The sequence below is a fragment of the Neobacillus piezotolerans genome (genome assembly GCF_003362805.1).
Classification (GTDB): domain Bacteria; phylum Bacillota; class Bacilli; order Bacillales; family Cytobacillaceae; genus Bacillus_D; species Bacillus_D piezotolerans.
Map to the genome: position 1 here is coordinate 37,343 of NZ_QNQT01000010.1, position 18,003 is coordinate 55,345.

Below are 18,003 nucleotides of genomic sequence, written 5' to 3' on the forward strand. Positions count from 1 at the left end.
CGGCAAAGATTATCGAAGATTGTGTCGAATTTTTTTCTAACCGTTCCCTTGACTTCTGACAATAAATAGTTTATTCCTTGTAAAGCAAGTCTAAACCTGCAATATGTTCTTTTTTACCACAATTTTTTATTATAGAACATTTTAAACGATTTTGCCATTCATTTATCTCTTTTTTAAAGCAGAAAAATAATGACCGGTAAAAGGAAAACACATGCCCTTATTGGCCATGTGTTTTTTCCCTTATCCTCTTTGAACTTTGCTCAAAATGACATTCGCTGTTTCCTCGACAGCCTTATTTGTTACATCGATTACTGGACAGCCAATCTTTTGGATTACTTTTTCAAAGAATTCAAGTTCTTCCTTGATCCTTGCGATATTCGCATAGCTTGCGCTGTCATTCAACCCAAGTGAAATCAGGCGTTCCCTTCGGATAGTATTTAATTTTTCAGGGCTGATTTTCAAACCGATGCATTTCTCGGCCGGAACCCGGTAAAGTTCCTCAGGAGGGTCAACCTCGGGAACGAGCGGAACATTCGCTACTTTTAGGCGCTTGTGGGCCAAATATTGGGACAAAGGGGTTTTGGAAGTGCGGGAAACGCCGATTAGAATAATATCGGCCTTCATGAGCCCCCTTGGATCCCTTCCATCATCGTATTTGACGGCGAACTCGATTGCTTCGACCTTTTTAAAATAATCCTCATCCAGCTTCCTGACAAGCCCGGGCTCGAACAGCGGTGTCTTGCCTGACAGCTGCTGGATTTGATCCATCAGCGGCCCGATCAAATCTACTGCGTAAATGCCTGCTTCTTCCGCTTTCTCCTTCATATATGCGCGCATCAGCGGCTTTACAAGTGTAAATGCGATCATCCCTTTTTCGAACGCCGCCAGTGAAATAACCTCATCGATATGGTCGGTATCTTCAACATAAGGGAATCTCTTAAGCTTGATATGATTTCCGTTGAATTGGGTGATTGCCGCTTTCGTTACCAGTTCGGCAGTTTCCCCAACCGAATCGGACACTACATAGATTGTTGGCTGGTCCATGGTCGTCTTTTTTCCCCTCTTCCTAAACTTTGCTCATTCCGCGTTTCCAAGGGATACAAAAGCCCTCGTTATGCTGGTTTTCGTAATTCGGCCAATTACTTCAAAGCCCGCTTCCGTTTCCCTGATTACAGGAATCGCATCAATTTGCCTGTCAATCAATTTCATGGCAACGTCGGTGAGTAGGTCTTCCTTCCGGCACACAGTAATATTAGGCATCCTTGTCATGATGATATTGACTGGAAGGGCAGATAGCTCCTGATTTCCAAGGCTTGCCCTGAGCAGATCTTTCCGGGATAGGACCCCGGCAAGAATTGAGTTTTGATCAACTACGAATAAGGTGCCAACATCCTCTAGAAACATCGTAACAATCGCGTCATATACGGAAACATTTTCATTCACAACGACAGGCCTTGATTGGTAGTCGCTCACAAGGATTTTTTGGAGCTTTTCGGAAAGAAGCTGATCCCCGGATTTCCCGGTATAGAAGTAGCCCACCCTCGGCCTGGCGTCAAGAAATCCGGCCATAGTCAAAATCGCCAGATCCGGCCTTAGCGTGGCACGTGTCAGATTCAGCTTTTCGGCAATATGCTCACCTGTAATCGGCCCATTTTCTTTTACTATTTGCAAAATTTGATCCTGCCGTTTATTCAGTTCCAAGTCCCTCACCGCCTATTCACTGTGCTACAAACAATCCATTCTAAAATTGTGTTTTCTCCTTCAGGAATGCTGAAAGCTCCTCAATCGGGATGCGTGTTTGTTCCATTGTATCACGGTCCCTTACGGTTACTTTCCTGTCTTCGGCAGTATCGAAATCGACGGTAATGCAGAAAGGGGTACCGATTTCATCATGGCGGCGGTACCGTTTCCCGATTGAGCCGGCTTCATCGAAGTCGACCATGAATTCTTTGGCGAGGTCAGCGAAGATTTCCCTCGCGGAATCCGATAGCTTTTTCGATAACGGCAAGACAGCCGCCTTGAATGGCGCAAGCGCGGGATGAAGATGCATGACGGTCCTTGACGTTCCATCTTCAAGTTGTTCTTCTTCATAAGCATCAATCAGATAGGCAAGCGTAACCCGGTCGGCGCCAAGCGATGGTTCAATGCAATACGGAACATACTTCTCATTCGTTTCGGGATCAAGATAATGGAAGTCTTCACCTGAAAACTGCATATGCTGCTTCAAATCGTAATCTGTGCGGGATGCGACTCCCCAAAGCTCTCCCCATCCGAAAGGAAACTTGTATTCGAAGTCGGTTGTAGCGTTGCTGTAATGGGAAAGTTCATCGTCGGAATGGTCGCGGAGCCTGAGGTTTTCTTTTTTCATTCCAAGCGAAAGCAGCCATTTCTCAGCGAAATTCTTCCAATAGGCAAACCATTCCAGTTCGGTTCCAGGCTTGCAGAAGAATTCAAGCTCCATTTGCTCAAACTCCCTGGTCCTAAAGGTAAAGTTTCCGGGAGTGATTTCATTGCGGAAGCTTTTGCCGACTTGCGCGATACCAAACGGAAGCTTCTTCCTCATCGTCCTCTGGACATTTTTAAAATTCACAAAAATCCCCTGGGCGGTTTCCGGACGAAGGAAAATTTCGTTCGCGCTTGACTCGGTAACCCCCTGGAATGTCTTGAACATCAAGTTGAACTGGCGGATGCCGGTGAATTCCTTGCTGCCGCAATCAGGGCACGCAATATCATGTTCCTTGATGAGCTCTTCCATTTTTTCAAAAGGAAGGCCGTCGACAACTAATTCAATGCCTTTTTCATCCAGGGCATTTTCAATCAATTTATCCGCCCGATGCCTGGATTTGCACTTCTTGCAGTCGATCATAGGATCATTGAAATTACCGATATGGCCGGAAGCTTCCCAAGTCCTCGGATTCATCAAGATGGCCGCGTCAAGGCCGACATTGTATGGGGATTCCTGAACAAACTTCTTCCACCATGCTTTTTTTATATTGTTTTTCAGTTCCACTCCAAGCGGGCCGTAATCCCAAGTATTCGCTAGCCCGCCATATATTTCGGAACCCGGAAATACAAAGCCCCGGTGTTTTGCATGGGAGACAATTTGGTCCATTGAAACGCTCATTCTACATTTCTCCTTTTTCTTAGTATATGTATTCAGGCGCGAAATAAAAAACTCCCGCCCCTATGCCAATTAAGCATAGGGACGAGAGTTAACCCGCGGTTCCACCCTATTTGCTGCGATGAAAAACAGCCTCTTTGAATGAATGTTGCTCCGGAACGCCTTTCCCAGGTTTCCTGTCTCCGGCTTCCACCATCCCGGATTCGCTTTTACAGGAGCCGCCAGGTACTCTTTTCCTTCTTGGCAACTATAAAATTGACTTTATTAAGATAGTAGCGAAAAAGAACGCTGATGTCAACCCGGTTAAACCATGCCTCTCAGGCTGTCCATTGAATCAAGGAACCTTTTCGACTTGAGGCTCAAGCCCGAGTATTCCTCATAATACGCCGAGATGATTCGCATCAATTCATCCTTAGTCTCTTTCTTCACCGAAATGTTCCCAAGCCGGGAGAGGTCAAAGTAGTAAAACAGCCTGAGGAGCCTTGCCCCCGCCTGGGAAAGTTTAAAATGGTAAGGATCCTTTTCAAGGCAGCGGTGGCATATCAGCCCGCCCTCCCTTATGGAAAAAGAAAAATGCCCGTCTGTGCTGCCACAAACGGCGCATTGATCTAGGATGGGGTAAAGCCCCATCACATTCAGCATTTTCATCTCATAAATGAACATGAGAATTTCCGGATCGTATCCCTCATTTAAATAGTTCAGCGTCTGGTAAAGCAGTTCGAATAAATATGGGTTGGGCTTCCTATCCTCTACTGCCTTATCTGTTAATTCTGCGATATAACTCGCGTAGGCGGTAAGGAAAATATCTTCCCGGATCGATCTCATCGATGAAATGATTTCCCCCTGCTGGAGGCTCCCCATCCCGCTGCCTTTCTGAACGAGGAAATACCCATAGGTCAATAACTGGGTTGCAGCGGACAGCCTGCTCTTCGGCTTCTTCGCACCCCTCGCCATTGCCCCGATTTTGCCCCATTCTCGGGTATAAATCGTAACAACCTTGTTTGTTTCACCGTAATCGGTAGTTCTAATGATGATGCCTTCACATTTTTGCAGCATCCCAGTCACCATCCAGGTATTTAGACAAACTTATGAAACAGGAAAATCTGCTTGCGCTAGCTCTTCGTCGAAATTGCCGGGTATTTCTATTCTTTCCTTCTCCATTTCCTTAAAGAGAAGATATGTGTCAATATTACCTGTCTGACTGAACACTTTCCAGGTAAAATCCAACATGGAAAACCCCATCCTTTCCTTAATAGACTAGCTCTAATCTTCATCCCTGGTTACATTTATCTTAGCCTGCCATTCGAAAAAAATAATGCGAAAATATTGTTAATCGTTTTCTAATACTCATCCTCGCGGAACCCGAATTCACGCAGCCTCGACATTTTGTTGCGCCAATCCTTTTGGACTTTCACCCATAGTTCCAAATACACTTTAGTTCCAAGAAGCTGCTCAATGTCCATTCTAGCCCGCTTCCCGATTTCCTTCAGCATGCCGCCCTGCTTGCCGATAATGATCCCTTTTTGCGAATCCCGCTCCACAATAATTGCGGCCATGACGTGGACCATATCTTTTTTTTCATCCCGCTCCATTTTTTCGATAATGACCGCCAATGAGTGCGGGACTTCTTCCCTCGTCAGGTGGAGCGCTTTTTCCCGGATTAGTTCGGAAACGATGAATCTCTCCGGATGGTCTGTAACCTGGTCGGCAGGATAGAATTGCGGCCCCTCCGGCAGGTATTCCTTTATTTGCCCAAGAAGGCGGTCAACATTGTTTCCTTCCAGCGCGGAGATTGGAACAATCGCTTCAAACGGATGCCTCTCCTGATAATCATCAATAATTCCAAGCAATTGGTCGGGATGGATTTTATCAATTTTATTGATGATTAGAAAAACCGGCGTCTTCACGGACTGAAGCTTTTCAATAATGAATTCCTCGCCTTTTCCAAACCCTTCCTCCGCACTGACCATAAACAGGACAAGGTCGACTCCTTTAAGGGTGTTTTGGGCCACTTTCATCATAAAGTCGCCGAGTCTATGTTTGGGCTTGTGTATGCCCGGTGTATCAATGAAAATAAATTGTGCGTCGTCGAGTGTCAGAACCCCCTGCACCTTATTGCGGGTTGTTTGTGGCTTATCGCTCATAATCGCGATTTTCTGCCCAATCACCCTGTTTAAAAAAGTGGATTTCCCAACATTTGGGCGTCCGATTATCGAGATGAATCCCGATTTATGGCCCTTTTCCACGCTTGTGCCATCTGCCATGCTTGCAATCCTCCGGTATTTAGCGATGAAGGGAAACCCTTCTGCTGTAGTTTCATATTACCTCTTTGTATATTATTAAAACCTTTTTGAAATACATTCCCCCACGGCGGAAATGCCGTTAATGGAATGTTTCTCCTTCCATCTTACCTTAAATTCAGGCGGTTTTCATCCCTGTAAGGATATTTCCCAAAAATAAGTTGGAATTTTCTTAAAATTACTTTTTGTATGAAATGCTTGTTTCGCCATTTTAGCAATTTACGCGGACGATTTCAAATCAGTTTGGCTTTTGAGAGAAAAATAAAAAGGCCAGGACTGTGCCTGCCTTTTCACCTGCCAAAAATTAACGTGATTTTCGGCAAAAAAATGATTGCGCCAATTAATAAGGATAAACATGCATAAACGAGGACAGCCCCAGCGGCGATATCCTTCGCCTGTTTCGCGATCGGGTGAAATTCCTCCGTCACCAGGTCCACCACCCTTTCCACCGCTGTATTCAGCAATTCAAGGGAAAGCATCCCCGCAATCGCCAAAAGGATAAAGAGCCATTCCATTTTCGAAATCGAGAAAAGAATCGAAAGTCCGATGGCGACGGTTCCCGCAAAGATATGGATTTGCAGATTCCTCTCTCTTTTGATTGCCGACCCTATTCCCGAGAGGGCATAGACGAAAGATTTCAAAAGGCGGCCCCCGGGCCCCCTGCCGTTACCTGGTAAGCCCGAATCCATCTAAAATATCCTTTTGAAGCGAAAACATTTCTTTTTCATCCGCTTCTGTTTCATGGTCATATCCGAGAAGATGAAGGAAGCCATGGACCGCAAGGAAACCAAGCTCACGCATAAACGAATGCCCATATTCCTCCGCCTGCTGCATTGTCTTCGGTATGGAAATAATGATATCTCCCAAAACCCTTGGCAAATCCCTTCCGGAAATTTCAATCTCCCCTTCGCCGGGCTCTTCCATTGGGAAAGAGAGGACATCTGTCGGAACATCTTTTTGCCTGTATTCGAGGTTGATTTCCTGAATGCGGTCATTTCCCACAAAAGTCACTGAAACCTCGCTGCCCTCCTCAACATTCATTTGAAGCCCGGCATAATTAAGCAGGCTTTCAAGTTGGGAAATATCCCCATCCGCCACTTCGCCTGTTTCATCCAAAAAATCTATAATCATTTTCATGCATCCACCACCTTTTGTTTTGTCATTTCAGTAGGATATTCAATCCTTGAATGGAAAATCCCTTTCAGCGTTTCACAAAGTGTATGTTCGACCACTTCAATTTCCCTTAGTGTTAAATCACACTCATTCAGCTGCCCGTCCTGCAGCTTGTCCGAAATAATGGAATGGACCAAGGACTCAATTTGCTCCGGAGTGGGCTGCGCCATTGAGCGGACAGCTGCTTCGACACTGTCTGCAATTCCAATAATAGCCGTTTCTTTCGTCTGGGCTTTCGGTCCCGGGTATCGGAAATCCTCTTCATTTACATTCCCTGCTTGCTTGGCCTTATGGTAAAAAAATTTAATCAACGAGGTGCCATGGTGTTGTTCCGCGATATCGATGATTTCTTTGGGCATATGGTGTTTTTTCAACAATGCTGCCCCGTCCGATGCGTGGGCAATGATGATTTGCGCGCTTTTCCCCGGTGACAGACGGTCATGCGGGTTATCCCGGTTGATTTGATTTTCAATGAAAAACAGCGGACGCTTCGTCTTTCCAATATCATGGTAATAGCACCCAACCCTGGCCAGAAGCCCGTTGGCGCCAATCGCCTCACAAGCCGCCTCCGACATATTGGCGACCATTACACTGTGATGGTAAGTCCCGGGTGCCTCTGTAAGAATTTTTTTCAGCAGCGGGTGGTTTGGGTTCGACAGTTCAATCAGCCGCATTGTCGACAGGATGCCAAAACTTGCCTCAAGAAACGGCAATAGGCCGATGGCAAGAACAGCGGAAGCAATGCCGGATACAGCAGCAAAAATAAAAATCAAGCCGTACTCCATCCCGTTATATTGTGTGTTTCTGAGGAATAGCAGCGAGAATATGACGGAAATATTCACAACGGAAACAAAGATGCCCGCCGGAAGTATTTTCGATCTGGCATTGTGGTCCCGCAGAAACAGGGTTGCCGCCAGACCTCCGCACAGAATATATATGCCAGCCGACATGTTCAGCGCACCTGTTGTCTCTTCATTGAATATGATGCTTCCGCAAATCCCCTGAACGATAGCCGTCAGCCAGGCGAGCCTTTCATCAACCAAAATTTTAATAATGATCCCAGCCATCGCGGCCGGAAACAAGGAGCTCACCCCTTCGAACCCAAATTGCTGGAACTGGCTGGCCATTTTCATAAGCAGGATAGAAAACGAAAAAACAATCCCAAAGAGAAGCAAATCTGTTTGCTTTTTATCAGGCTGGATTTTCCGTTCCAAAAAATAATAATAAATCGATGATAAAATAATTACAATCAGGAGAAGGAGGCCGAACAGCGGCTTTTTTGAATCCTGGCTATCCAGAAGGCCTGCAAGCTTTAATTGCCTGTAGATTTCATGGCTGACCAATTCCCCTTCTTCGACAATGACCTGCCCTTCAAGGATTTTGACCGGCTCAACAGTTTCAGCGGTGCGCCTTCTTGCTTCTTCGGTTGCCTGAGGGTCATAAAACTCATTTTGGATAACCGCATACCTTCTCATAAGGATCGCGGCACGTTTCATGCTTGGCCCGAGTGTTGAAAATTTTAATTCTTCTTCAACCTTCTTTTTCGAATTTTCAACTTCGTCGGCCGGAATTGGTTTGCTCATTTCGTTGCTGACCGCAGTTAAAGTGAGGTCTTTGGCAATTGCGAGCTGCCTTTTATCGGCTGACACAAGAGCGGTAAAAACCTCTTCAGGCAAATCGTCTATTACAGCCGGAGTAAGTCTTTCCTTTAACTTTTTTACCTTGTCAGAAACAGGGGGCTCTGTTGCGGCTGGCGCTGGTTCGCTTGATTCACCCTCAGGTGCCGCTTTCTTTTTCTCTTCCTGGATTTCGTCGCTCACCTTAATCGCGGTATCAAAAATTGAAGCGACAAGATCCACCTGGTTCTGGGTATATTCGCTTTTCAGCGTGTATACCCCCTGCACCCGCTCCAGTTCATGTTTGCGCTTCTCCTCCGTGCTTTCTTTATCCTCCACCGTAATTGGGGATACCACTGTCTTCTCGGCGATATTAAATAGCCCTAGCTTCAATTTATCAGGCTTTACATTCCCGTACATTGAAAGGAACAGGATCACCCCAATAAAAGCAAAGAAAAGGATGCGGAAAAAAGTTATATCAAGCAGCCGCTTAATGTTCTGAAACTGGTGCCTAAGCAGATCCATACTGTTCCCCTTTCCCCAAAAAAGGACTCTTACGCTATCTTTTTAAAAAACTCCTGAATTTAGGGGCATCGCTGCCCTTTTAGAAATCATAACAGTTTTCACCTGAACTTTCACTTATAATTCCAGAATTAAGAAGAAAGGGGAAAGGGAAGAACTCCATGTAAATGTTGGGGGCGGAATAAAAAATGCCATTCGAATTGGAAAAAGCCGCCCCAAAAGGAGCAGCCTCTCATTCAGCTTTGCCGTATGCCTCAATGATCCGCCCGACAAGAGGATGCCGGACAACGTCTGCTTGCTCAAGGCGGACGAAGGCGATTCCCCGTACTCCATCGAGAATCTCTTCGGCCGAAAACAATCCGGATTTGGCGCCTTTCGGAAGGTCGACCTGGGTCTTGTCCCCCGTAATGACCATCTTGGATCCAAACCCAAGGCGGGTAAGGAACATTTTCATCTGAGCGTGTGTTGTGTTTTGGGCTTCGTCAAGAATGACGAATGCCTCATCGAGCGTCCGTCCCCTCATATAGGCAAGCGGGGCGATTTCAATGGTGCCGCGCTCTATTAGCCTTAAGGTATGTTCCATGCCCAGTACATCATGGAGGGCATCATAAAGGGGCCTCAAATACGGGTCGACCTTTTCCTTCAGGTCGCCCGGAAGGAAACCGAGGCTTTCCCCCGCTTCAACTGCAGGCCTCGTCAAAATGATCTTGTTTACCGTACCATTTTTCAGGGCAGCCACCGCCATGACAACGGCTAGATAGGTTTTTCCTGTGCCCGCCGGCCCGATCCCGAAAACCATATCATTCTTTTTCATGGCATTGATATAATATCCCTGCCCGATCGTTTTGGCCCTGATCGCTTTTCCTCGCGCGTTTCGGGCGATCTCCTCTTCGAATAAATTCTCGAAGTAGTCAAGTGTCCCTTTCCTCGCAAGCTCGATGGCATAAATGACGTCACGCGGGCCAATGGCAATCCCTTTCCTGATGACATGGATCAGCCTGTCAAGCACAGAGGCGGCCAGCTCGGCGTTTTCGGGAGGCCCGGCCACATGGACAGCCTCGCCTCTCGATATGATCGAAACCTGGAGTTCCTGTTCGAAAATTTTAAGATTTGAATCGGAGTTTCCAAAAAGAGTTACAGCCTCATTTGGATTTTCAAGCTGAAGTTGAATCATTCTTGAATTTTCAGTCATTCATGAGTCTCCTTGGATAATGGGTTGTCCTATCGCGATATTTTCTACAACTGTATAAAGAATTGACAGCTTTACTTTACCATTCGCAATCGAGCTGTGCAAAATTTTTTCACTTTTAATCATAGCATTTTCATCAATGTGTTTTTTTATATCCGTCCTTGCCAACTCGGAAGCCCTTTTAATGGCTTCGCTGCTGGTGTAAATCCTGGTGACTTCTTCACGTTCCCTCATCGTCTTGTTCACATATGCAATAGGAGTCTCCCATTTGATAAGTTTCATTCCCACGGATGTTGTGTCCGTTTCATAGTTCTTGAACTTTGTTTTCCCAAATCCCCAGATTGGAAACTCAACGCCGCCAATCCGCAGGAAATGTTTTTGCTGCTCCCTGCCATTGAAAACCTGGAAGGTAGCGGACAAAGGGAGTACGATTTTTCCCTGGTACAATGTTTCTCCCCAAATCTCGCCTTTAGCCGCCACCGCTTCATACGCGCCTTCCCTTCCGATAAGCCCGGATACAAGGAGCTGCCCGGGTACGACATGGTCATTCACCTGAAAAAGCTTTTGGCCTTTCTCGATAAAATAATTGGTGATGACCGCTTCCTTCTTCGCGATCAGGTGCCGCGGCCCAATTGCCTGAGGGGGTTTCGGCTGCTTTTTTTCAACAACCCTGAAATGGAAAGTCGTTCCCCTAAGTTCAACCCCTACCCAGGTAATTGCTTCAACCCGGTTCGTCAGCTCCTTTTGGATGGTTTCAACGCTCTCGAGGAAAAACATCGCCTTTCCCCGCTTTACCCCAAGCTTGTCCAGTTCCTGACGAATCTTATATTCGGTTTCGGGTTTCGCCCCTTTTATTTCAATACCCCAAACGATATTGGATAACAACATGACTACAAAGAAAAACAAGACGGCGCCAATTAAAAATCCGCTATTCTTAATGAGCCTTTTTAAAAGGAAGGGGGCGCCTTTCCTTCTAATAAAAGATACCTTGCACTCACTGCCCCTCGCAAACTTCCGGATCCTCAATGCGTCGCTAAGTCTCATTGTGAAATGGGCCGCCTCAGGGGAAATCCTTCTCGCATTCCAGATTTGGACCCCGTTCCTCGCCAATACATTCAGGAACCGCTCAATTCCCCTTCCCGTCAACTTTACCGTCACCTTGCCCGTTAAAAATTCCACCCACTGATTTTTCATTTTGACCCCCCGGCATCTTCCTGAATATATATAACCTGGTCAATTTTTCCTTCAAGGAGTATTTCTTCAGGCAAGATTGTTTTAATGACAAATGCTTTCCCTTTTATTAAAAGCTGCCCCTTTTTCAGCAGCAGCCTTAGTTCCCTGTCTGTGAAGGCAAGCAGTCCGCGATGGTTTTCGACATAAATATGGATTTGGCCGATCATTGTAATCCTCGGCAAATCCATCATGACGTCCTGGGGAAGATCCATCTTTGCTGCTACCCATTTTCGGAGGCGCTGGCCCCATTTTTTTGCCATAAAAAAAGAACCTCCTTTCATTTCATATATTTATGAAATGAAAGAAAGTTCTAGCACCTGTTTTTCTATCCAAGCTCTAAAAGCGGGGGAATCCGGCTATCTTTTATAATAAGGCTTTTTTGACCTTGGCGGGCCAAGGATTTCCGCCCATACTACGGCATCTGCGAGATTTTTTTCCGTTACCGGCTCGATGGACAAATTCTCTCCTACACCTTTGCCTGGATTTTGTACAATCCGCCTACCGGTATCCCCGCTCTTTTCCACGGCATTATCCTGTAAAGGAGAAGGGTTTACAGCTTCCCTCGCTGCTTCCCCTTTACCTGAAAGAGTAACGGTTGAAGAATCCTGTCTCCTTGCAGGGCGCCTGTCCATTCCTTTTTGGTCTGGCTTGGCTGCTTCCCCGTACCTTTCCTGAAGCTCACGCGCCAGCTCGGGCAGCCTTCCAGGGCGCCTGTTCTCATCTTTTCCCTTTAATTTCGAAAACATGGAAGAAACAAATGCGATTATAACAAATAATAGGATTGGATTTTCAAAAAGCCTTTCCATTCGGGCCCTCCTTCCCTGCAATCAGCAGTTCCAGGCTGTTACTGGCCATCTTTTTTATCCTTGCCCATTTTTCCGATTGAGCCCCTCATATCGGTGTCCGCGGAAATATTTTTAAAATTCATATAATCCATCACGCCAATATTCCCGGATTTCAAAGCCTCCGCCATCGCCAGCGGCACTTCCGCCTCCGCCTGGACAACCATCGCCCTCATTTCTTCAACCTTTGCCCTCATTTCCTGTTCGCTCGCGACAGCCATTGCGCGACGCTCTTCAGCTTTCGCCTGGGCAATTTTCTTGTCGGCCTCGGCCTGTTCGGTCTGAAGTTCCGCCCCGATATTTTTGCCGATGTCCACATCCGCGATATCAATGGACAGGATTTCAAAAGCAGTTCCGGCGTCAAGCCCTTTCGAAAGAACGGTCTGGGAAATCAGGTCGGGATTTTCAAGTACTTTGCTATGGTTCTCGGAAGATCCAATCGTGGAGACAACGCCTTCCCCCACACGGGCAACAACCGTTTCTTCACCTGCGCCTCCGACTAGCCGGTCAATGTTCGCGCGTACTGTTATCCTAGCTTTTGCCTTCACTTCAATACCGTTCATCGCAACACCGGCAATGAATGGCGTTTCAATAACTTTTGGATTAACGCTCATTTGGACGGCTTCAAGGACATCACGGCCAGCAAGGTCGATTGCCGCGCTTCGTTCGAACGATAGTTCAATATTCGCCCTGTGGGCTGCAATAAGCGCGTTTACGACCCTGTCAACGTTCCCCCCAGCCAAATAGTGGCTCTCAAGCTGGTTCGTCGTGACATTCAAGCCTGCTTTGTGCGCTTTAATAAGCGGGTTGATAACCCTGTGAGGGGTAACCCTTCGCAGCCTCATTCCAACCAGTGTGAAGATGCTCACCCTTACACCAGCGGCAAGCGCGGAAATCCAAAGCATAACCGGAACAAAAGATAGCAATATCCCGAATAAAATGATTGCGACTGCTACAATCGCGATAATAAAAACAGCTTCATTCGTCAAAATCATCAGCCTCCTTATTTCTTTATCTCTCTAACTACGACCCTGGGTCCTTCAACTTCAATTACTTTAACTCTCGCGTTTTGCCCAATAAAGGAGCCTTCCGTCACCACATCGACGCGTTCGCTGCCGAAAATTGCCGTGCCGGCCGGCCGAAGCACGGTCTGCGCGACCCCTTCCTTTCCGATCAGGTCTGTCCTGTTTTCGTTTGAAACATACCCGTCTTCTTTGCGGGCGCTGTCGAACAGGACCATCGAATTAAACAGGGCCATTTTTTTATGGAATACTTTAATAAGCAAAATGAATAACACAATTGAAAACGCCATCGAGATTAGAAGAGAAACCCCGATTTGGAATGTGCTTTCGCCGGCCATGAACAAACTGCCCACCAGCGCCGCAATCCCAAGCGTCCCGGCTACCGCGCCAGGAAGGAAAAATTCAAGAAAAATCAGGATGATGCCCAAGATAAAAAGTGCTAGTGTCCCAAAACCCGCCAGACCGGCCATAAAGTGGCCATAAAAAAACAACAGCAGCGCGGAAAGCCCGATAAGCCCTGGCAAGCCGATCCTTGGTGAAAACAGTTCCAGGACCATCGCCATCCCCGCAATGCACAACAGCACAGTAACAACAATAGGGTCCGTTAAAAATTCAGTCATCGCTATCCTCCTCCCTAAATCCCTGCTCTATTATGTACGCATTACCAGGCTGAAAGTTTCATAACGGGTCAACAAATTTCGTAAACGCTACCATCAATTTTTGAATAAAATTAAAACCGCAGGCTTGCGCCTGCGGCCATTGATGTCAGTTGAATTATGAAAGGTGTTGTTGCACAAGTTTATTCACAAGCGATCCGTCCGCCTTGCCTTTGACTTTCGGCATGATGGCAGCCATCACTTTCCCCATATCCGCTTTGGAACTTGCGCCTGTTTCGGCGATTGTTTCATTTACAATCCCCTCCAGTTCCTCTTCGGAAAGCTGCTGAGGCATGTAAATTTCTACAATCGAAAGTTCCTGGCGCAATTTTTCAACCAGGTCAGGACGACCTGCTTTATCAAATTCATGAAGGGAGTCTTTCCGTTGTTTCATTTCGCGAGAAAGGACAGTCAGCTCTTCTTCTTCCGACAATTCCCTCCCATGCTTAATGGCTTCATTCTGCATGGAAGCTTTAATCATCCGGATGACCGTAAGCTTGTCTTTGTCTTTTGTTTTCATCGCTTGTTTCATGTCATTATTTAAACGCTCGAGAAGACTCATAGGTCCACCCTCTCTTACCACTTACGTTTTCTGGCTGCTTCAGACTTCTTCTTACGCTTGACACTTGGTTTTTCGTAGAATTCGCGCTTTCTTGCTTCTTGGATAGTACCTGACTTAGATACAGTACGTTTAAAGCGTCGAAGAGCATCTTCAAGCGATTCGTTTTTACGAACGACGGTTTTAGACATTCTCTTTCCCTCCCTCCGAACACAACACACTCACATCAAACACATGGAAAACCATGTACTTTGCCATTATAATACAACCTGTTATGAAGGTCAACTGAATTTACATACGTTATAGGGTTAATGTCCATCTTTTTTAAAATAGGCCCGATTTTATAAGGGTAGTTCTTATCCATAAGAGAAAAAAAGAATCATTCTCTCCCGGGACAGGCCATAGACTTGTAAAGGGAGTGGATGCCGTGAAATACATTGTTTTATTTTGTTTATGCATAGGGCTGTTCATTTTTGGAATGACCATAATCAGGATTGGAATGTTTAATATTTCAGGGAATCGGCTCAAAGGGCTGCTCCAGAAATTAACAAGCACCCCTTTGAAGGGCATGGCCACCGGCACACTTGTAACAGCTGTCCTGCAAAGCAGCTCGACCGTCATGGTTCTGGCGATAGGGTTGATTTCCGCCAAAATCCTCACCTTCCCTCAATCGATCGGGATTATTTTGGGGACAAATATTGGGACCACTTTCAAAACAGAATTAATTACATTCGACTTAGGAAAAATTCTCATTCCGGTAGCGGTGGCCGGAGGGATATTCATTCTAGCCAGGAAGGTCGTTTTAAGAAGTACTGGAATGGTCCTCCTTGGCATTGCATCTGTATTTACCGCAATGAAAGGGTTTGAAGCCCTATCACTGCCCCTGGCCTCAGTGGACGCCGTCCATAAGCTGCTATTGTCTTTAAATGAGCATATCCTCGTCGGGATAGCAGCAGGCGCCTGCATGACGGCAATCATCCAATCCAGTACCGCGATGACGGGGATTGCAATGGGGTTCCTTACCTCGGGAATTCTCGGGCTTGAGGCGGGAATCGCAGTCATGCTTGGGGCCAATATTGGTACATGCATCACAGCGCTAATCGCCGCTATTGGAGGCGGCGAGGAAGCGAAGCTTGCCGCATTTGCACACGTATGGCTAAACGTCATTGGCGTCCTGCTCTTTATCCCCCTCATTCCCGTACTTGGGAACCTTGGGCCAGAAATCGCCGGATCGCCTGATGTCCAGCTGGCCCATATCAGCGTCATCTTTAATGTATCCACTTCATTGCTGGCGCTTCCTTTCGCGGAAAGGTTCGGGAGGATGATTATGCACCTCCACGGAAAATAAAAAGCGCTCCCTACCGGATCAGGAAATTGCATTCCGGAATTTTTGAGGTGAAACTCCTCTAAACACAGGAAGGCTGCCCCTCACTTGAAGGGCAGCCTAACATTATTAAACGATCGCTTCCTTTATAGGAGCCTCATCGTCTTCCATCACACGAACAAATTGGCCTTCATTATATGGATAGCCGGCCTTCTCAATTTTGACTTTCACAATTTTTCCAACAAAATCCTCGGAAGCAGGGAATACAACTTTCAGATAGTTGTCGGTATAGCCAACATACAATCCGGATTTGCCGCCTTCCTTGAATTCCTCTTCAGGAATCACTTCAAGCACTTCCCCTTCAAATTGTGACGCATATTCCTTGGCAAGCTGGTCGGATAGGGAAATCAGGCGATGGACGCGCTCATTTTTCACCTCTTCATCAACCTGATCCTCCATACGCGCGGCAGGCGTACCTGTGCGCTTGGAGTATGGGAATACGTGAAGTTCGGAAAATTTATGCTTTTCGATAAAATTGTACGTATCCATGAACTCCTCTTCTGTTTCACCCGGGAAACCGACGATGACATCGGATGTAACAGCAAGGCCTGGAAGTGCTTCCTTCAAACGGTCAAGCCGCTCTCCGAAAAATTCCATCGTATATTTCCTGCGCATCCGTTTCAAAACGGTGTCGGAACCGGATTGAAGCGGGATATGCAGGTGCCGGACGACAAGCTTCGAATCATTGATTACCTGGATGACTTCGTCTGTAATCTGGCTTGCTTCAATCGAAGATATGCGAAGGCGCTTCAACCCTTTAACCTCGGCTTCAAGATCCCTGAGCAGGGCAGCCAGATTATAATCCTTCAGGTCTTCGCCGTAGCCCCCGGTATGGATGCCGGTCAGGACGATTTCCTTATAACCGGCATCGACGAGCTGCTGCGCTTGGCGGATGACTTCCTTCGGATCCCGTGACCTCATAAGGCCTCGGGCCCACGGAATAATGCAAAAGGTGCAGAAGTTGTTGCAGCCCTCCTGGATTTTCAACGATGCGCGCGTCCTGTCGGTAAATGCGGGAACATCCAGCTCCTCATAGACCCGGTTTTTCATGATATTGCGGACGCCGTTGATCGGCTGCCGCTCTTCCTTGTACTGGGCGATGTAGTCCAGCATCTTTACGCGGTCCTGTGTACCGACAACGATATCCACACCCGGAATCGCCATGATTTCAGCAGGTGATGTCTGGGCGTAGCAGCCTGTGACGCAGATGACGGCATCCGGGTTCTTCCTGATCGCCCTGCGGATAACCTGGCGGCTTTTTTTATCGCCAGTGTTCGTGACCGTGCAAGTATTGATTATATATACATCAGAAGAAGACTCGAATTCAACACGTTCGTAGCCTTCCTGTTTGAACAATTGCCAAATTGCTTCAGTTTCATAGTGGTTCACCTTGCATCCAAGAGTATGAAACGCGACTGTAGGCATGTAAACTCACCTCATTAATTCTAAATGATAGGATATCGCCGCCAGCGCATAGAGCGGAGCGGTTTCCGTCCTTAATATTCTCGGTCCAAGACCACATAGCTTAAAACCATGTTCCTTCAGAAGATAAACTTCCCCCTCGGAAAGCCCTCCCTCCGGCCCAAAAATCATCAGCAGGGAATCTCCCGGAGCCATTTTAGAAAGAGTATCGGAGAACACGGATGCTTCCCCGGCCCTGCTCTCTTCTTCATAAGCGACGAGCTTTGCATCATACGTTTCTGATTCCGTGAGCAGTGCGCGAAAATCCACCGGGGCCAAAACCTCAGGCAAAATGTTGCGGTGTGATTGTTCGGCGGCTTCCTTGGCGATTTTTTGCCACCGTTCAGCCTTCTTGCCCGATTTTTTTTCGTCCAGCTTCACGACGGAGCGCGCGGCGGCAAATGGTATGAACTTGTGCGCACCCATTTCTGTACCCTTTTGGATAATCCATTCAAGCTTGTCCCCTTTCGGAAGCCCGCTTGCGATCGCCACGCGGATAGGAAGCTCAGTTGTTCCATCATTCCATTTTACAACGTCCGCGGCTATCGTTTCACCGGTAATTTCTGCAATTTTACATACAGCGCTCCTTCCGCCGGGGCCAACACAAATAATTTGATCCCCTTCCCCCATCCGCATAACCTTCACGATGTGGAAACGGTCATCCCCTTCAAGAATGAAACGGTTCTGTTCCATTTTTTCAACAAAATAGCGCTGCACGAGAAGCACCCCTCTGTAAGCAATATTTCTATTTTACTAAAAGTTTCTAGCAAAGTCACTTTATTTTGAGTGATTTATGGAGTTTTAATTGTTGTGAAATTCAGATATCTGGTAATCCAGTCCTAATAATTTTCCGTTCTGCGTCTTACCATGGGGCATCTTTGGACGAATAGTTCCCGTAATAAAAAAAGCATCCGCCTGGTGAGCG

20 protein-coding genes are annotated in these 18,003 nt (G+C 46.8%); 1 reads left to right on the plus strand and 19 read right to left on the minus strand.

Annotated features, from left to right (window positions below):
• Window positions 1-240 precede the first annotated feature (240 nt).
• The 17 genes from DRW41_RS18300 to rpsU form a co-directional block, all read right to left on the minus strand.
• Window positions 241-1,044, minus strand: a complete 804-nt coding sequence (locus DRW41_RS18300) for a pyruvate, water dikinase regulatory protein (RefSeq protein ID WP_115453473.1) — start codon at window positions 1,042-1,044, stop codon at window positions 241-243.
• 33 nt (window positions 1,045-1,077) lie between these two features.
• Window positions 1,078-1,710, minus strand: a complete 633-nt coding sequence (gene ccpN / locus DRW41_RS18305) for a transcriptional regulator CcpN (protein ID WP_115453474.1) — start codon at window positions 1,708-1,710, stop codon at window positions 1,078-1,080.
• A 31-nt stretch (window positions 1,711-1,741) separates the two neighbouring features.
• Window positions 1,742-3,124, minus strand: coding sequence for a glycine--tRNA ligase (locus DRW41_RS18310; protein ID WP_115453475.1), 1,383 nt, complete (start codon window positions 3,122-3,124; stop codon window positions 1,742-1,744).
• 300 nt (window positions 3,125-3,424) lie between these two features.
• Complete coding sequence (gene recO / locus DRW41_RS18315; protein WP_115453476.1) at window positions 3,425-4,177, minus strand: DNA repair protein RecO; 753 nt, start codon at window positions 4,175-4,177, stop codon at window positions 3,425-3,427.
• A gap of 30 nt (window positions 4,178-4,207) precedes the next feature.
• On the minus strand, window positions 4,208-4,351 hold the full coding sequence (locus DRW41_RS18320; protein WP_115453477.1) for a YqzL family protein: 144 nt from the start codon (window positions 4,349-4,351) through the stop codon (window positions 4,208-4,210).
• A gap of 110 nt (window positions 4,352-4,461) precedes the next feature.
• Entirely contained in the window at window positions 4,462-5,385 is a 924-nt protein-coding gene (gene era / locus DRW41_RS18325) for a GTPase Era (RefSeq protein ID WP_115453478.1), read from the minus strand.
• A gap of 326 nt (window positions 5,386-5,711) precedes the next feature.
• Complete coding sequence (locus DRW41_RS18330) at window positions 5,712-6,110, minus strand: diacylglycerol kinase family protein (RefSeq protein ID WP_115453479.1); 399 nt, start codon at window positions 6,108-6,110, stop codon at window positions 5,712-5,714.
• The gene (gene ybeY, locus DRW41_RS18335) at window positions 6,088-6,558 is read right to left on the minus strand and encodes an rRNA maturation RNase YbeY (RefSeq protein ID WP_115453480.1); all 471 of its coding nucleotides are present in this window, start codon (window positions 6,556-6,558) and stop codon (window positions 6,088-6,090) included. The genes DRW41_RS18330 and ybeY overlap by 23 nt, the downstream gene beginning before the upstream one ends.
• On the minus strand, window positions 6,555-8,735 hold the full coding sequence (locus tag DRW41_RS18340) for an HD family phosphohydrolase (RefSeq protein WP_115453481.1): 2,181 nt from the start codon (window positions 8,733-8,735) through the stop codon (window positions 6,555-6,557). The genes ybeY and DRW41_RS18340 overlap by 4 nt, the downstream gene beginning before the upstream one ends.
• A 229-nt stretch (window positions 8,736-8,964) precedes the next feature.
• Window positions 8,965-9,924 carry a PhoH family protein gene (locus DRW41_RS18345; RefSeq protein WP_115453482.1) on the minus strand — a complete coding sequence of 320 codons (960 nt, stop codon included), beginning with the start codon at window positions 9,922-9,924 and terminating at the stop codon, window positions 8,965-8,967.
• Entirely contained in the window at window positions 9,925-11,115 is a 1,191-nt protein-coding gene (yqfD, locus tag DRW41_RS18350; RefSeq protein ID WP_115453483.1) for a sporulation protein YqfD, read from the minus strand.
• Complete coding sequence (gene yqfC / locus DRW41_RS18355) at window positions 11,112-11,414, minus strand: sporulation protein YqfC (RefSeq protein ID WP_115453484.1); 303 nt, start codon at window positions 11,412-11,414, stop codon at window positions 11,112-11,114. Before yqfC ends, yqfD begins: the two co-directional genes overlap by 4 nt.
• A gap of 96 nt (window positions 11,415-11,510) precedes the next feature.
• On the minus strand, window positions 11,511-11,960 hold the full coding sequence (locus tag DRW41_RS18360; protein ID WP_115453485.1) for a YqfB family membrane protein: 450 nt from the start codon (window positions 11,958-11,960) through the stop codon (window positions 11,511-11,513).
• Between the two features lie 38 nt (window positions 11,961-11,998).
• Complete coding sequence (gene floA / locus DRW41_RS18365; protein ID WP_439330882.1) at window positions 11,999-12,985, minus strand: flotillin-like protein FloA; 987 nt, start codon at window positions 12,983-12,985, stop codon at window positions 11,999-12,001.
• Between the two features lie 14 nt (window positions 12,986-12,999).
• The gene (locus DRW41_RS18370; protein ID WP_115453487.1) at window positions 13,000-13,638 is read right to left on the minus strand and encodes an NfeD family protein; all 639 of its coding nucleotides are present in this window, start codon (window positions 13,636-13,638) and stop codon (window positions 13,000-13,002) included.
• 154 nt (window positions 13,639-13,792) lie between these two features.
• Complete coding sequence (locus DRW41_RS18375) at window positions 13,793-14,236, minus strand: GatB/YqeY domain-containing protein (RefSeq protein ID WP_115453488.1); 444 nt, start codon at window positions 14,234-14,236, stop codon at window positions 13,793-13,795.
• A 14-nt stretch (window positions 14,237-14,250) separates the two neighbouring features.
• Window positions 14,251-14,424 carry a 30S ribosomal protein S21 gene (rpsU, locus tag DRW41_RS18380; RefSeq protein WP_019154564.1) on the minus strand — a complete coding sequence of 58 codons (174 nt, stop codon included), beginning with the start codon at window positions 14,422-14,424 and terminating at the stop codon, window positions 14,251-14,253.
• Window positions 14,425-14,660: 236 nt separating this feature from the next.
• On the opposite strand from rpsU, the gene DRW41_RS18385 reads away from it, so the two are divergent.
• On the plus strand, window positions 14,661-15,581 hold the full coding sequence (locus DRW41_RS18385) for a Na/Pi symporter (RefSeq protein WP_115453489.1): 921 nt from the start codon (window positions 14,661-14,663) through the stop codon (window positions 15,579-15,581).
• A gap of 105 nt (window positions 15,582-15,686) precedes the next feature.
• Here the strand turns inward: DRW41_RS18385 and mtaB are convergent, their stop codons facing one another.
• Both mtaB and DRW41_RS18395 read right to left on the minus strand, forming a co-directional pair.
• Window positions 15,687-17,042 carry a tRNA (N(6)-L-threonylcarbamoyladenosine(37)-C(2))-methylthiotransferase MtaB gene (gene mtaB, locus DRW41_RS18390; protein WP_115453490.1) on the minus strand — a complete coding sequence of 452 codons (1,356 nt, stop codon included), beginning with the start codon at window positions 17,040-17,042 and terminating at the stop codon, window positions 15,687-15,689.
• A 6-nt stretch (window positions 17,043-17,048) separates the two neighbouring features.
• Window positions 17,049-17,795, minus strand: a complete 747-nt coding sequence (locus DRW41_RS18395; RefSeq protein WP_115453491.1) for a 16S rRNA (uracil(1498)-N(3))-methyltransferase — start codon at window positions 17,793-17,795, stop codon at window positions 17,049-17,051.
• Window positions 17,796-18,003: the final 208 nt, after the last annotated feature.